Source organism: Pedobacter xixiisoli (assembly GCF_900215335.1).
Taxonomy (GTDB): Bacteria; Bacteroidota; Bacteroidia; order Sphingobacteriales; family Sphingobacteriaceae; genus Pedobacter; species Pedobacter xixiisoli.
In genome coordinates this window covers 654,330-669,325 of the sequence record NZ_OCMT01000001.1, presented here as the reverse complement: position 1 = coordinate 669,325, position 14,996 = coordinate 654,330, and the positions used below count along the sequence as shown (strand labels likewise).

General features: G+C 36.4%; 11 protein-coding genes. 3 read left to right on the top strand and 8 right to left on the bottom strand.

What is annotated here, in order from left to right; all coding sequences use genetic code 11:
• The first annotated feature begins 66 nt into the window (after positions 1 to 66).
• On the top strand, positions 67 to 714 hold the full coding sequence (locus CRO54_RS02675) for a YceH family protein (protein ID WP_097128391.1): 648 nt from the start codon (positions 67 to 69) through the stop codon (positions 712 to 714).
• A gap of 87 nt (positions 715 to 801) precedes the next feature.
• Here the strand turns inward: CRO54_RS02675 and CRO54_RS02670 are convergent, their stop codons facing one another.
• Positions 802 to 1,581, bottom strand: coding sequence for a C40 family peptidase (locus tag CRO54_RS02670; protein ID WP_240774996.1), 780 nt, complete (start codon positions 1,579 to 1,581; stop codon positions 802 to 804).
• Between the two features lie 124 nt (positions 1,582 to 1,705).
• Here CRO54_RS02670 and CRO54_RS02665 point away from each other — a divergent pair, with 124 nt between their 5' ends.
• Entirely contained in the window at positions 1,706 to 2,155 is a 450-nt protein-coding gene (locus CRO54_RS02665; protein ID WP_097128387.1) for a universal stress protein, read from the top strand.
• An 82-nt stretch (positions 2,156 to 2,237) separates the two neighbouring features.
• Here the strand turns inward: CRO54_RS02665 and CRO54_RS02660 are convergent, their stop codons facing one another.
• The 3 genes from CRO54_RS02660 to CRO54_RS02650 all read right to left on the bottom strand — a co-directional run bounded on the left by CRO54_RS02660 (position 2,238) and on the right by CRO54_RS02650 (position 5,883).
• Entirely contained in the window at positions 2,238 to 3,458 is a 1,221-nt protein-coding gene (locus tag CRO54_RS02660; RefSeq protein ID WP_097128384.1) for a sterol desaturase family protein, read from the bottom strand.
• A gap of 1 nt (position 3,459) precedes the next feature.
• Positions 3,460 to 4,215 carry an alpha/beta fold hydrolase gene (locus CRO54_RS02655; RefSeq protein WP_097128382.1) on the bottom strand — a complete coding sequence of 252 codons (756 nt, stop codon included), beginning with the start codon at positions 4,213 to 4,215 and terminating at the stop codon, positions 3,460 to 3,462.
• A 177-nt stretch (positions 4,216 to 4,392) separates the two neighbouring features.
• Positions 4,393 to 5,883: an aldehyde dehydrogenase (NADP(+)) gene (locus CRO54_RS02650; RefSeq protein WP_097128380.1), complete on the bottom strand. Its 1,491-nt coding sequence runs from the start codon at positions 5,881 to 5,883 to the stop codon at positions 4,393 to 4,395.
• Positions 5,884 to 6,274: 391 nt separating this feature from the next.
• On the opposite strand from CRO54_RS02650, the gene CRO54_RS02645 reads away from it, so the two are divergent.
• Positions 6,275 to 8,050, top strand: a complete 1,776-nt coding sequence (locus CRO54_RS02645) for an aminopeptidase P family protein (protein ID WP_097128378.1) — start codon at positions 6,275 to 6,277, stop codon at positions 8,048 to 8,050.
• A 166-nt stretch (positions 8,051 to 8,216) separates the two neighbouring features.
• Here CRO54_RS02645 and CRO54_RS02640 read toward each other — a convergent pair whose 3' ends face one another.
• Genes CRO54_RS02640 through CRO54_RS02625 form a run of 4 tightly spaced genes read right to left on the bottom strand, consistent with a single transcriptional unit; the run spans position 8,217 to position 14,955 of the window.
• Positions 8,217 to 9,395, bottom strand: coding sequence for a cytochrome-c peroxidase (locus CRO54_RS02640; protein ID WP_240774995.1), 1,179 nt, complete (start codon positions 9,393 to 9,395; stop codon positions 8,217 to 8,219).
• Between the two features lie 31 nt (positions 9,396 to 9,426).
• Positions 9,427 to 10,935, bottom strand: coding sequence for a DUF6850 family outer membrane beta-barrel protein (locus CRO54_RS02635; protein WP_097128376.1), 1,509 nt, complete (start codon positions 10,933 to 10,935; stop codon positions 9,427 to 9,429).
• Between the two features lie 4 nt (positions 10,936 to 10,939).
• The gene (locus tag CRO54_RS02630) at positions 10,940 to 12,127 is read right to left on the bottom strand and encodes a DUF4876 domain-containing protein (RefSeq protein ID WP_097128374.1); all 1,188 of its coding nucleotides are present in this window, start codon (positions 12,125 to 12,127) and stop codon (positions 10,940 to 10,942) included.
• Between the two features lie 17 nt (positions 12,128 to 12,144).
• On the bottom strand, positions 12,145 to 14,955 hold the full coding sequence (locus CRO54_RS02625; RefSeq protein WP_097128372.1) for a TonB-dependent receptor: 2,811 nt from the start codon (positions 14,953 to 14,955) through the stop codon (positions 12,145 to 12,147).
• Between the last annotated feature and the right edge of the window lie 41 nt (positions 14,956 to 14,996).

The following is a 14,996-nucleotide window of genomic DNA, read 5'->3' as shown; positions in this document are numbered from 1 at the left end:
GTATATATATTTCGTTACATGTTATTTATTATTTGTTTTTAGGTTTTGATGGATTAAATTAGCCAAATGGACAACGAAATAAAAATACCTGTACTTACTGCCGAACAAATTAGAGTTCTAGGTTCCTTAATGGAAAAAGCGAGGACTACGCCCGACTATTACCCAATGACCATGAACGGATTAGTTTCGGCCTGTAACCAGAAAACATCAAGGAAACCTGTGGTTAATTATGACGAAGAAACCATTGGTGCGGCATTAAATTCATTGAAAATAGGCGGTTTGATGTCTACTGCTATGGGAGGCTCGAGCAGAGCTACCAAGTACAAGCATAATTTTGCTATCGTTTATCCACTTTTACCTTCGGAAGTAGCGGTAATGTGCCTTTTGTTTCTTCGCGGACCACAAACGCCTGGAGAAATCAATACCAACTCTGGCAGGTTACACGAGTTTGAAACTTTAGAAGAAGTAAACCAAACTTTGGAAAAATTGGCTAGCGAAGGCTATATCAAACAACTACCCAAACGAGCTGGACAAAAAGAACAACGTTACGCACACCTATTTAGCGGTGATGTAGAATTTAACGAAGAGGATTTTGCTACAGATGAAACTCCAGCTAGGTCTAATTCTGCATTAGAAGAAAGAGTAGCTAAGTTAGAGACCGAATTAGCAGAACTGAAAGAGAATTTTGAGAAATTGATGAAGGAACTTTATTAGTGGCTAGGGGTTAGGCATTAGGGTTTAGTTTTTCTTGATCTTGGTATATTCACTAAAACCTAATACCTTTTACCTAAATCCTATTACCTAAACAAATCTTTTAATCACTCTCAATTTGTGCGTATACCTATCCAACTCTAGGTTATAAATTCCTTGGTTATCTATGGGGTCTATGCGTACTTTACCAGCCGAATGTATAATCTTGTCATTGCTCAACATCAAACCAACATGGGTAATTTTTCCCTCTTCGTTATCAAAGAAAGCCAAATCTCCTAATCTTGCCGAAGCTAGGAAATCTACTAAATCTCCCTGCTCCACTTGCTGAGAAGCATCTCTATGCAAACTTAAACCCAATAATTTATAAACGGCTTGTACAAACCCAGAGCAATCAATACCAAAAAACGTACGACCACCCCATAAATAAGGCGAGTTCAAAAAGAACTTGGCTGTTTCTTCTATTTTTGCTGCAAAATCAGCCGAATTAGGAAGGATTGGTTCAGTTTTTACTTCAAACCTTTCTTCGCCCAAATAGCAGTAGCCATCTTGGTAAAAAGGCAAGGTACTTGCTGGACTCAAATAATAGGTTGTTCCTGCATCATCCACTAAACGGTTATCGAAAGTTAGTGCGGCAAGGTATTGATAGCTCTGTTCATCATTATATTGCAAGGCAGTGATTTTTTGCAACTGCTTGTAATCCATCCAGCCTTCGTAATGATCATGATGTGTTTTAACGAAGCACCATTTTTCAGTTTTTTCTACTAAGATTACTCTATCGCCGAAAAGCAATTGCGAAACAATTTCGCTTCTGTCAGATGGTTCTTTTCTGAGAGGTGCTACGGCAATGCGACAAACGTGATATATTTCCATAATAAAAAATGAATTGCAATAAAAGTACTTAAATATGTGATAAAAATCAGCCTATTTTATGCCCTTTTGTGGGAAACTTTATAGCTTACAATTTGTTATTTAGTGGAAACAAAAATACAACGCCATGAATTATAAAAGAATTTTAATTGCAGTAGATAATAGTGTTTCGGCAGAAAAAGCGGCAAAAGCCGGATATGAAATGGCTGCGCTATATGGTGCAGAGGTAGCTTTGTTAAACATCGTTGAACCAGCTCCGCCAATCGCCAATCCAGACTTTGGTTTTACACCAGCTATTGTGGATTTATATGATAATAGTCTAGAAAATAGCCATGTGTTACTCAAAGAAATAGAAGCAAAATTTGGTAACGATAGAAAAACCACTTATTTATCGGTGCTCGATACCGCAACCAATGGTATTTTGCAACAATCGGAAGAATGGAGTGCAGATTTAATTGTGATTGGCACACACGGCAGAACTGGCATCAATCACTTTTTAATGGGTAGTGTAGCCGAACACGTGGCTAGAAAATCTGCCTGTCCTGTTTTAATAGTACCAAACAAAGCAGAAGTATAATTTATAATGATTAATCGTTAATTGTTAATGCTTTAAATATCGCTTGTCATTAATAATTTATCATTTACAATTAACCATTACATCACCCTTCTTCGTAACGCAAAACGTAGTTTTTATACAAACTGCTCAATGCAAAGGTTCTCTCCAAAATAATAAGGACTATTGTTGGCAAGAATATCAATTCTACCCAATCGAGTTTGTAGAAGACAAATCCAAATAAGAAAATAAGCCTTACACATTCTAGGTAATAAATCCAGCGGCGTTGCTCTAACAATGCGCCACAATTAATTAGAGTGATGAGTACAAACAGCGCAATTAAAATCCCATCAGCCAAATTTAAATACGACCAAAAAGCTGTTGTTGTGGTCAATAATATCACACTCAATACGAGCTGTATATTGATATAACCCTTTAATTTAAATTTAGCAGGTGCTTTTACTTTATGTTGCAAAAACCTACGTTCTAACGCTGGCCTAATATCCTGATCTAACAACGCTGGACTGCCAAAAACCACTTTAATTTTATTGGCAAATCCTGATGTTCTACTGCAAGCCTCTATAATCTCCAAATAATAATGGAAGTGCTGCCATAAAAAACTGTGGCTTTTTATTGGATGCGTTAAACCGTAAGTAGGTGCCTCTTCTTCTTTCTGATAGGTACCGAACATTTTATCCCAAAACGTAAATACATCTCCATAATTCTTGTCGAGATATTTATCATCACTGGCATGGTGAACCCCATGTAGCGATGGCGTGATTAGTATGTTTTCTAACCATCCTAATTTGCCAATCATCTGCGTATGCGTAAAAAATGAATAGGCACCATGCACTGTTAAAATTACGGTAACCATTAACGGATGAAAGCCTAAAAATGGCAGTGCACACCAAAAAACACCTCTAATTAAAGCCTGAAAAGTAGTAATACGTGCCGAAACCGTTAAATTAAACTCCTCGCTTTGATGATGTACAATATGTGCTGCCCACAAGAAATTAACTTCGTGCCCTAATCGGTGATACCAATACCAAACAAAATCTGTAGCTAGAATGAGTAAAACCCATACCCACCAGGCGTTTGGAATGTTAAACACAGCATAATGCTGATAAACATAATTGAACAACTCATAAAAACTGGCAGCGATGAAAAGGTTCAATAATCGCTCTGCGATACCAATACTGATATTAGAAACCGAGCTTTCGTACTTAAATAAATATGCTTTCTTTTTGCTTACAGCCAACATATATTCCAAATATACGAACAAGAAAAAAGCAGGTATGGCAAAAGCCAGATAATTTATCTTTTCCATATTAAGATGCTAGAAAATTACTTACGTAACCATTAAAAAGTTCGGGTTGCTCCATCATTGGCGCATGACCACAACGATCTATATAGTGCAGCGTAGCATTAGGTAAATACTGGTAAAATTCTTCCGCAACTTCTGGCGGGGTAACAATATCCTGTAATCCCCAAATCAGTAAAACGGGGATTTTAATAAAATGAAGTAGCTCTTTCAGGTTTTGCTTTTGTGCATCTCTAGCTAGCATAATTACCGACAAAGCTTTAGATTTTTGCTGTACGATATCAAATACATAAGATACCATTTCCTCGTCTACCACTTCCTTCCTATCAAAAACATCTTCTATTTTCTGTTTGATGTACTGATAATCTTTTACACGAGGAAAAGTGCCGCCAAAAGAATTTTCGTACAAACCAGAACTTCCAGTAAGTACCAAACGTTCTACTTTTTCAGGATATTTTAAGGTATAAAGCAATGCCACATGGCCGCCTAAAGAATTACCAATTAGTATGGGATTTTTAATTTGATGTTCTTGAAGATAATCCTCCAAAAAATCTACCAGTTTATTTAATCCACCTCCCAGAAAGTGGTTGAAAAGAGGTAATTGTGGTGTCCACACCTGATAATTTGGAGAGAGTTCTTGCTGTACTGCTTTCCAATTACTGAGGTTACCAAACAAACCATGCAAAAGCACAATATCTTTCGCAGCTGTTGTTGGATAATGTATTGAATTAGCAGCTAAAGCTTGATTAATTTGTAATTGCATATCTTAAAACTTTCGGTAAAAACCGTCAATTATTCAAAATTAGCAATATTTATTAAAAGACTACTATTTCTATAGATTAAATATTAATTAAGATTGTTTTGCCACAGATGCACAGATCAATTTTCGATTATGCTACAATATAACCGAATAAAAATACGACATCTGTGTATCTGTGGCTCATATTTCTAAAATCACATTCTTTGTCAATTCATTATTTACCGTACGCCAAATGTTTAATGGATTTTCATTTTTCAGTTCATCTGGCAAAAATTCATCGTTCCAGTTTTGAAAGCTCACTGGCCTAGCAAAGCGCTTGATCCCGTCTGCCCCTACTGCGGTAAACCTACTATCTGTCGACGAAGGAAATGGGCCACCGTGATGCATTGCCAAAGCCACTTCTACCCCAGTTGGAACGCCATTAAGCACCAATCTGCCGCACTTTTCTTTAAGTATGTTGAGCAGTTGCGAATGGTGAGTAATATCTGACTTTGTTGCCATTAAGGTAGTTGTTAACTGACCTTCTAAGCTTTCTGCTACTGTTAAAAGTTCCTTTTCATCTTCACAAATTACAAGTAAAGAAAAGGGACCAAATACCTCTTCATGCAATTGATGGTTATTCAAGAATGATTTTCCTGAAACCGTAGCGATGGTAACAATGCCTTTTTCATCATCTGTTTGGATTTCATTTTCGTAAATCACTTCTACATCATCTTGTGTGATTGCCTTGTTTCTATTCTCAGTAAAACTTTTAGCGATGCCCTTATGTAGCATTCTTGCAGGTTGTACTTCTTCGATGTTTTGTACCAGTTGTTTGATATACAGACCTAAAGCATCGCTTTTAACGGCTATTATTAAACCTGGGTTAGTACAAAACTGCCCCATATCTTGAGTAATGGAGCGACTCATTTGTTCTGCAATCCATTGATGGTCATTTTCTAACTTATTTGGCAATAAAAACACGGGATTAATGCTACCCATTTCTGCAAAAACAGGGATTGGTGTTTTACGTTGGTTTGCTAAATCGAACAAAGCCCTACCACCGCCGTAAGAACCTGTAAACCCTACTGCCTTTACGGCTTCGTGTTTAACCAAATATGTTCCTATTTTAAAGTCAGCACCATAAACATGGGCGAAAATCCCTTCTGGCATTTTACATTTTTCTACCGCAGACAAAATTGCTTTTGCCACCAACGTTGAAGTTTTTACATGTGCAGGATGTGCTTTCACAATTACGGGACAACCTGCCGCAAAGGCACAAGCCGTATCGCCACCAGCAGTTGAATAGGCGAATGGAAAATTGCTAGCGCCGAAAACAACCACTGGCCCCAAAGGCACCAACATCTTTCTTAAATCAGGTTTTGGAGGAGTAGCACTTGCACTACCTATATCAATACGTACTTCTAACCAATCGCCTCTTTCCGCTGCATTGGCGTAGCTATTCAATTGGAAAATGGTACGTTTCCGTTCTGCATATAATCGCTTTTCCGACAGGTGAGTTTCCGCAGCAGCAGTTTCAATCAATTCCTCTCCCAAAGCCTCAATTTCTAAAGCAATTGTACGCATGAAATTAGCTCGTTCTTTAAGTGATGAGTTTTTGTACTGATAAAAAGCTACTTGAGATTTGGTTAAAAAATTATCGATTTCGGTGGTGGTGTGGTCTTGATACATAGTTGGTGATTAACATTCAAATTTAGTTTTTGTTGGTGGAATTGGTTCATTGATTCATTGGTTCATTGGTTCATTGGTTCATTGGTTCATTGGTAAAACTTTGCTGATTGATTATTGTTTTTGCATATCGGTTATTTTTGCTGATAGTTGATGGTTCATAGTTGATTGATAATTGCAAATTGAGAACTACTAATACGGAAAGTTCGGAAGACAGGAAATGTTTGGTTATTGAAATTTGATTATTGGTTATTTGCTGCTCATGGTTGATTGCCTAACTGCCAACTAAAAATTGTTAAATGCGCATTGGTCATTCCTTTAAATGTTAACTGACAATTGTAAACTGAAAACTGAAAAATTATCCATTACTTTGAAATACTAACATATTATACAAATGACACATTTAGAAAAGTTAGCTGCCATTCGCAGTTTAATGAAAAAAGATGGCATTGCAGCCTATATTATTCCCTCGGCAGACCCACATATTAGCGAGTATTTACCCGATTTTTATAAGAGTATCCCTTTCGTAACCGGATTTACAGGTTCTGTGAGTACAGTAGTAATTACCGAAGATTTTGCTGGTTTATGGGCAGATTCAAGGTATTTCGTACAGGCCGAAGAACAATTAGAAGGAAGTGGCTTTGAATTAGTGAAATTGAATGCCCAAGGCATGGCCGAGTATATCGATTGGTTAGGCGAAAAACTACCAGAAGGTGCTAAAATTGCTTTCGACGAAAAAACAGTTTCCGTTCTTTTAGGCCTACAGTTAGAGAAGCAGTTGGCATTCAAAAATATCAGTTTCGAGAACCAAGATTACGTGGGTCAAATTTGGAACGATAGACCTGCTTTGCCTGCTGAACCAGCTTTTTTATTAGCTGATGAAGTAGTAGGACAATCGGTACCGAGCAAGCTAGCAGCAATTAGAGCTTCATTGAAAAAACAACGTGTAGCTTATCATTTGGTGTCTTCATTAGATGATATGGCTTGGATTTTCAATATAAGAGGGCAAGATGTAGGCTATAATCCAGTAGTGTTGAGTTTTGCACTAATTACTGAAGATAAGGCAACTATCTACATCGATAGCAATAAATTAACTGCTGCTGATTTGGCGACTTTAGCTCATCAAGGAGTAACGATTGCGACTTACGAAGCTCTAGCTGCTGATTTACAAGCTTTACCTGCAAATAGCAATATTTTAATCGACCCTAAACGCAACTGTTACTATATGTATAAACAGGTAGCAGCAGGTGTGCAAAAAGTGATAGAAACCAATCCATCTACTTATTTAAAAGCCATTAAAAACGAAGTTGAGGTTGCCAATACCCGCAAAGCGATGATTAAAGATGGTGCAGCAATGACCAAATTCTTTAAGTGGGTGAAGGAAAATGTAGGCAAAGTTGAGATTACCGAACTTTCTGCGGCAGAGGTTTTGAAAAACTTTAGAGCAGAGCAGGATGGTTTTGTTGGTGAAAGTTTCAATACCATTGCGGGTTACAAAGCTCACGGTGCTTTACCTCATTACGCAGCCACGCCAGAGAGCGATGTAGCTGTTGAAGCTGACGGTTTATTTTTGGTAGACTCTGGTGGTCAGTATCTTTACGGCACTACAGATATTACCCGTGTGATTCCAATGGGAAATAATACCGATGAAGAAAGTACAGATTACACTTTAGTGCTGAAAGCAATGATTGAAGGCTGTAAAACCCGTTTCCCGAAAGGAACTTGCGGCTATCAGATAGATGCCATTACTCGTAGACCAATGTGGGATTACGCCTTGAATTACGGTCATGGTACTGGCCACGGTGTGGGTTATTATTTAAACGTACACGAAGGTCCGCATGTGTTTAATGCTTCGGCAACACCAATTGCTATTGAATTAGGCACCATCACTTCTATTGAGCCAGGAATTTATCGCAACGGCAAACACGGTATTCGTATTGAGAACTTGGTTTTAACCGTTAAAGATGAGCGCAATGAGTTCAATGAATTTTATGCTTTTGAAAGCCTAACCCTTGCTCCTATTGATACAACTTTAGTGAAAAAAGAATTACTAGAAGCTTCACATATCAATTGGTTAAACCAATATCATGAAGAGGTTTACGAGAAAGTAAGTCGGTTGTTAAATGAGGATGAAAAGGCGTTTTTGAAAGAAATGACGAAGGCGATATAAGTTAAACAACCCGCTCTCCCGATAAATCTGGATATCTCCCTGAGAGGGAGAGAATAGCAAAAAGTTTCAGATAAGCATATCGTTGCTCTCTCCCTCTTAGGGAGAGATGGCGTAGCCAGAGAGGGTTAATAAAAAAATGCCGAGCGATATGCTCGGCATTTTTTGTTTACTTATCTCTAGGCAATTGCTCTGGCCTATTCATTTTGTATTGTGTGGCCGTAATCGACTCTAAGAATGCTACTACAGCTTGTATTTCATCCTTTGTTAAATTCAACTTCTTCATCAGTGGGTCGGTAACAGGATGTAAAGGATCAGCAGCTTTTTGTTCTGGCTTTGCCGTATTCATCTGCATACCACTGTTATAAAGATTCAATAAGCCTGTAATATTATCAAACAAACCGTTGTGCATCCAAGGGTTGGTATTCATTACATCTCTTAAGGATGGTGTACGGAATTTACCTACATCATTTGGGTCTTTGGTGATGTTATACCTACCTAAATCTTGGTATTTACGCTTGTAATAAGTTAAACCTATATTATGGAATTGCTCATCCGTAAAGTATTGTCCGTTATGACAATTGATACATCTTGCCTTAGTACGAAACAAGTGCAAACCTTCTACTTCTTTATCACTTAACTGCTTATATTCTCCGTTCAAAAATCTATCAAAACGGCTTCTTCTACTGGTTAAAGTTCGCTGAAAACCTGCTAGTGCTTTAGCAACATGGTCGAAAGTGATTTTATCTGTTCCGTAAGCTTCTTTTACTAATTTTTTATAAGCCTTAATTTTATTCAGTTTAGCTGGCAACTCTTTCAAGTTCATTGCCATTTCGTTGTGGGCTTCAATAGGACTTTTTACTTGGTCTTCCAAAGTAGTAGCTCTACCATCCCAAAAGAACGTCTTACGCTCTTTTACATTCAATAACGAAGGCGTATTTCTGTTACCTGCTGCATGATCGTGACCGATAGAAACTTCTAATTTATCTGCCCACGAAGTTTGTGGATTATGACAGCTGCTACAAGAAATTTGGTTAGAACCAGAAAGTATGGGATCGAAGAACAGGTTTTTACCTAAAACAACTTCGGGACTTTCCATCGTAGCAAAATATTTCTTGCTATCAATTTCTGGAAGTGCTTTAAGCTCCTCCCATTTCACACCGTTGTCTACATTAGGTTTTGGCCACTGCGCTACTGGTTTTTCGTATAAATTACGCAGGCTGTCCAACTTTATTCCACTAGAAGTATAGCCAATTTCTCTAAACGAAAAATGTAGCAAACACGTGATGATTAACAAACACGCTGCTACAAAAAATTTCATCTTTCTCATCCCTACAAAAATAAGCATATGTTTTGTTTAAATTTCGTGATTTTAGGCATTAAAAGTTGCAGCCTACGGTAAATGCTAGCTCCGAAATATTACCACGACTACTATAAGTTCCTTGAGTTGCTTTTGCCTTTAAAAAAAGATTTATTTTACTTGTCATCGGTAAATCGGCCCTAGCTGCGGCAGAAATTATAAATGTACCAGACGATAAATACTCGTAATTATCACTAAGCATAGTGTAGATACCACTATTCGTTTTGACATTATCCCAAGAGTAATCACTATTCAGTATTTGTAAGTAATTAGCTTTAAACTCTAAATTCAAAATACTTTTACCAATTGGTCTTAAAGCAGAAATAAAGGCACCTAAGTTTAAGCTTTGATAATCAATAAATCTATCGGGTAAGATATAGTTTTCGTTATAATTAGCAAAAGTACCATCCAAGCCAACAAACCAGTTCAATTTATTGGTCGTATTACCATAAATAGCATTTAACTGCACATTTATTTTTTCGTTGATATATCTGGTTTCTTCAGCAACCTTATACAAACTTGTACTACCTATATTTGCGAAAGTGGCTTCAATACCATCTCTTTTAACAAAGGCCCCTTTTAACCTCACAATAAAACTTTGCTTCTGCGATTGAACATGATAAGCAAGCGCAAGATGTATATTATCCTCATTCACTTCAGATATGTTATCTATTATGCTTGAAAGCTCTTTAGAAAGTTGAAATTGATGATAGCCTAATTGTGCCGAAAAACCATTCAGATTTGTGGGGGTAAAATTAAGTTGTGCTCCCAACCTAGAACCTTTATAATATGCTTGTAGCCTAGTTCCTGCAAGTATTTCATTATAAACGCCCAAACCTGCATCATGGTAAACTAAAGGAAAACCCAACTCCCTAACGAAGGTTAAGCCATTGTCTTGATTATATTTTTGTAAATTTAAATCAAATGATAATGCTTTATTTTTTGACAACTCTTTAGCTACGGATAGAGAAAGATTAACATCCGATGAAATGTTTTTTGGTCGAGGATCTCTATTTCTAAAAGACTGTATTCCTTTAAAGCTTCCTTGAAATGCATATCTCAATCCACCAATTTTTTTTGATAGCCCACCGCCAAAATAATAAGTTTCAGTATTTAAATCACCTCCTATCGTATCAGCCATTACATATGGATAAACGTAATGGTAATCTAAAGTTTCATTAAAATTAACCTGTCTAATCTTTTCATTGTTGTAATAAGCTTTACCCCAAAGAGAGATTCCTGTAATATTCTTAATAAAGGATTCGGAATTGATTCTAAACGAGTTGTAACCACTTCCTTCTTGTTTTAAATACAAATCCTTATCTAACTTTTCTAAGTTAGCAGCTAACAAGGCATAGTTGTAATTCCTGTAAAATGGTCGCAAGGCCGGGCTGGAGTACATTTCATCCCTTAGGGTAACCAATGGCGATACTTGCTCAGCAACCTTATTTACATAGGTAGTATCTTGAGCGTAGGTATTAGCTACGCTCAAGAAAACAATTAGAAATATTAGCTTTTTAATGTTCATTAACTTATTTGAACAATGATGGTTTAGCTTCTGGTGTAAAATCGTCAGTAGAATTATTGGTATCCTGTAAAACAATTCTACCGTTTGCTTCAGTTTTAGCAACTTTACGAATTACACTTTTTCCGTAACGTGTAGCATCACTATCTACTTTTCCACAATAAGTCCAACCCATATCTAACACAGGACTAGTAACAATCCAATTAAATTCTTTTTCTACACTTAGGTTAACTGCATCTAAAACCCAAGAATTTGGAATTTTGTAAGCTGTAGTAGTGGTGATTTTCCCAGCAGAATTTACATAATCAAAGTTGTAAACCTGTTTAGATAAAAACTCGTCTTTTGTACCTTTCATTTTAGCTATTACATAGCTTTTGAAACCTCTATTGTGCATTGTCATGTATCCAGAAATATTATCTAAATCAGGTACTTGCGGATTATCTACGTTAATAGAGCTTAATAAAGTCAATTCGAAATTTGAATTTCTTAGATCTACAGATAAATCGTTAAAAACAAGGTGATTAATTGCGTTATTAGCGACAGTAATTGATGCACCTGGTTGTACTGGGTAAGTTTTGCCTGTACCTGGAATCATTACAATTGATTTAGAAGTAAAATCAGTAGACATCACATCTGGAGTATAAGCTCTTTTAGTAGTTGTAAGAAACTCAGATTCAGCAATCATTAAACTATCTGCATATAAAACCTTGTCGGTATTATTGTAAATAATGAAGTATTTATCGCCATTGTAAGTTTTTCCCTGCGGAGTAACTGTACCTGTAAAGAAAACTTCTTTAATCACAAATCCTTCTTGAGTTTTGAATAAGAATAAAGTAAGTTCCGTATTCACTTCTTCAACACCATTAACAATTACATTATCTTTTACTGCACGCACCTTACTTACCACTTTTTCTCCTGTAGTACTTTCAATTTCGCCTTCGAAAACGATGTTATATGAACCAGCTGGTAGAGAAACTGTTAAGGCTCCATTATTAATAGCACTTGAAGTACTTGTTCTTCCACTATTTACCTCTTTTAAAGTAAGTGTTCCTGATTTTAAAGCAAAACCAGCTAAACTAGTAGGTACAACAATTGTTGCATTAAGATTGCTCCTTGCACTTTCAGTTTTCTTACATGCATTAAAAAGTATTGTAAATGCAAGTAGTGTACTCATGAGGATTTTTACATTCTTCATTTTTGATATATTTATATTTAAAGATTAAAGTTTAATTCCATTCCGAAATAAGGTGATGCCCCTCGCCTAATGAACCTAATATTACTACTATCAGTATACGAAGGTGTGTAGGTTAAAAATCTACTCACAAACATTGATATTCGAGCATTATTCCTAAAGTCCTTTGATGCCTTGATATTCACCTGTAAGCTGATGGGAATACGGTCTCGATTAAATCTTTGAGCACTATAATTTTGCAGAAGCCATAGCAAATTAGGATCTTTCGCACTTGCTTCTGTATACGGTAAAGTATTCCCGTTGATATCCATATAGGCTATTGGCACTCCGGTTTTATAATTTTCTTGTCTAGATGTAAACCATAAACTCTGTGCAGAAGCAGAGAACATTAAGCCTAGCTTGGGCAAATAACTATCTACTGTTAAATTGGTATTGAATTGTTGGTAGTTAGTACCTTCGTCTTCATCATAGATGCCGATATACTGTCGTACCTTATTATCCGTATTCACTGTAGGACTTATAATACCATAATTGACCACACTACTCTTGTAACGATTATTAAACCAAGCGCCGTTAATCGTAAACCTTGTATTTATTGATGAGAACCTTTTAGTAGTGAACTGATATTCGATCCCCTCTTTAAATGTACCGCTACCATTACTGCTTATTGAATAGCCGTAATATTCTTTCATCTCTTTGAAGGCAAAATCTTCAACATTTGGTCTAGAAGTAAGGGTTGCAGCATCAATAGAGCTATTATCGTATAGTCGGTATGTGGTAGCCACATATCTAGACATTGGCCTAAATCCGCTAGCCATGCTTTCTCTAAAATAGGTTATTGATAGGCGGTTGCCATCATAATCAATATCGCCATTTATTTCCCACTTCACATTCTGAGCAGCCCTTAATGCGTAATTTTCCGTATTTAGAATAGTGGTTTTCGCATTAGCTCTAATAAAATCAGGATTATTATGATAGTAGTTTAACTGTATGTTATCAATATAGGTCTTGTTTGGATACAACATATCCATAGTTGGCAGTTTATGATGTACTCCAAAGCCACTTCCAAAACTGATTTCCAATTTTTTACCCCCTAAAGTAGCTTTAGGCAAGTACCATACAGCATTAACACGAGGATCTAATAAAAATTTGTTGGCAATATCATACTTAGTGTCCATTCCAACCATTGCCATGGCCCTTACACCAGCAGTAATATCGATATGATGTTCGCCAGCCAAAATCTTAGCTCCATCTTCTGCAAAAAAAGAAAGGTTTTGTAATGCAGGAATATCATTATACGCTCTTGGTCTTACAGAAGAGACCGAATTTAGAGCCAAAGGAAAGTTAATATCGTAGATTTGTCCCCTACCAAAGTTTTTACTAAAGTTATATTCTGTACCAAATCTAATTTGATGCTTAACGGTACCATGTGAAAAGCCTAAAGTTGAAACTCCTTTTAAAAACAAATAAAAAGGTTTTCCCTCTACATCTAATTCTGCCGTATAACTAGGTGTTACATAATTTACATAATGAGCTCCCTCTTCTAACGAATTTGCTAAAACGGTAGCAGATCTAGCTTGAACCCATCTAGATATGTCTATAAGTTCATCTTGATAACTAACTTTAGCTGAAAAGTCTAAAGATTTAAGTATTTTTTTATCACTGAACTTGAATTTTAAAGCATTATTGAGGGAATAGTTTTTATAAGTTGATTTATAACTATCTGTTAATGCATAGGAGTTATCAGGGTCTATCCGTTCATTATCAATATTGGTAGCATAATCTAGCGCACTGCTCCAGATTAGCTTTCTATGCTCGTTCTCCCAAAACTTTTCTGTACGTACTGATGCCGTAATTCTTTTATAATTTTCGTAACTATCACGTGGATCTGCTTTCGAGTCTAAAAAGTCTACGTTACTGTTAATTAAAAGATTTTTTTCTAGGATACTAACTCCTTTACCAATGGAATACAATTTACTAAATCCATCTGCTTTCATTCTAGCTGTGTAAGGCGTATTACCTTTTCTGCGTTCAATGCTTACCAATCCGCTGGTTAAATCTCCAAATTCTACCGAAGGAATACCTCTAACGATCTCCACCTTTTCTATTTGATCTGTAGGAATTGATCGCATGTCTATACCTCTATTAACAGAATTTCTGGATGCATTAGGATCAGTAGTTGTAAAACCACTGGTGGTCTGCATATTTGCAGTGGTATTCATAGGTGCGCCGTCAATATAAAACGCAGTACCTAAAGAACCTGTGTTATAGCCAGATGGAGCATTTGCAGGCTCTCTTAATCTAATTTGGTTCATCTGAGTAAGATTGGGAGTATAAGTTCTACCACCTGGCAATAACTCCAACAAATCCGTGAAACTTGATGGTTGCAACAACTCCATTGCCTTTCTATCTATTACCGAGGTACTAGCCTTACCTTTTGTTTGAGATGCAGTGACATAAACCTCATCCAATAACCTTTGCAAAGGTTCTAGTTTAACATTTACAGTGGTATCCGACAGAATATTAACATCTACAGATTTTGGTTTAAAATTGATAGAAGAAAAACTAATGGTGTATTTACCTGCAGCTACAGCTCTAAAAATATACTCACCACGTTCGTTTGTACTAACACTATAAGTTCTATCTCCTTTAACAATAATATTCACAAATGCTGCCTTATCTGCTCCGAATACACTTTCTACACTACCCTTTATCTGATAATTTTGAGCATTCGAATCATTACAAAACCCAATAAAAACTGCAAAAAGAAGCAACAACCTTTTATTAAAAGGTGATAATAACTGAACGAAATAGGTTGTAAAAAAACTCATCTATAGGCAATTGCTCATTGCAAGCAGACCAGAGAGCGAGT

Bases quoted from the DNA above. Each gene is read 5' to 3' on its own strand.
- CRO54_RS02640 (WP_240774995.1), bottom strand. From the start codon at position 9,395: ATGCTTATTTTTGTAGGGATGAGAAAGATGAAATTTTTTGTAGCAGCG.
- CRO54_RS02660 (WP_097128384.1), bottom strand. From the start codon at position 3,458: ATGGAAAAGATAAATTATCTGGCTTTTGCCATACCTGCTTTTTTCTTG.
- CRO54_RS02650 (WP_097128380.1), bottom strand. From the start codon at position 5,883: ATGTATCAAGACCACACCACCACCGAAATCGATAATTTTTTAACCAAA.
- CRO54_RS02675 (WP_097128391.1), top strand. From the start codon at position 67: ATGGACAACGAAATAAAAATACCTGTACTTACTGCCGAACAAATTAGA.
- CRO54_RS02655 (WP_097128382.1), bottom strand. From the start codon at position 4,215: ATGCAATTACAAATTAATCAAGCTTTAGCTGCTAATTCAATACATTAT.
- CRO54_RS02635 (WP_097128376.1), bottom strand. From the start codon at position 10,935: ATGAACATTAAAAAGCTAATATTTCTAATTGTTTTCTTGAGCGTAGCT.
- CRO54_RS02630 (WP_097128374.1), bottom strand. From the start codon at position 12,127: ATGAAGAATGTAAAAATCCTCATGAGTACACTACTTGCATTTACAATA.
- CRO54_RS02670 (WP_240774996.1), bottom strand. From the start codon at position 1,581: ATGGAAATATATCACGTTTGTCGCATTGCCGTAGCACCTCTCAGAAAA.
- CRO54_RS02625 (WP_097128372.1), bottom strand. From the start codon at position 14,955: ATGAGTTTTTTTACAACCTATTTCGTTCAGTTATTATCACCTTTTAAT.
- CRO54_RS02645 (WP_097128378.1), top strand. From the start codon at position 6,275: ATGACACATTTAGAAAAGTTAGCTGCCATTCGCAGTTTAATGAAAAAA.
- CRO54_RS02665 (WP_097128387.1), top strand. From the start codon at position 1,706: ATGAATTATAAAAGAATTTTAATTGCAGTAGATAATAGTGTTTCGGCA.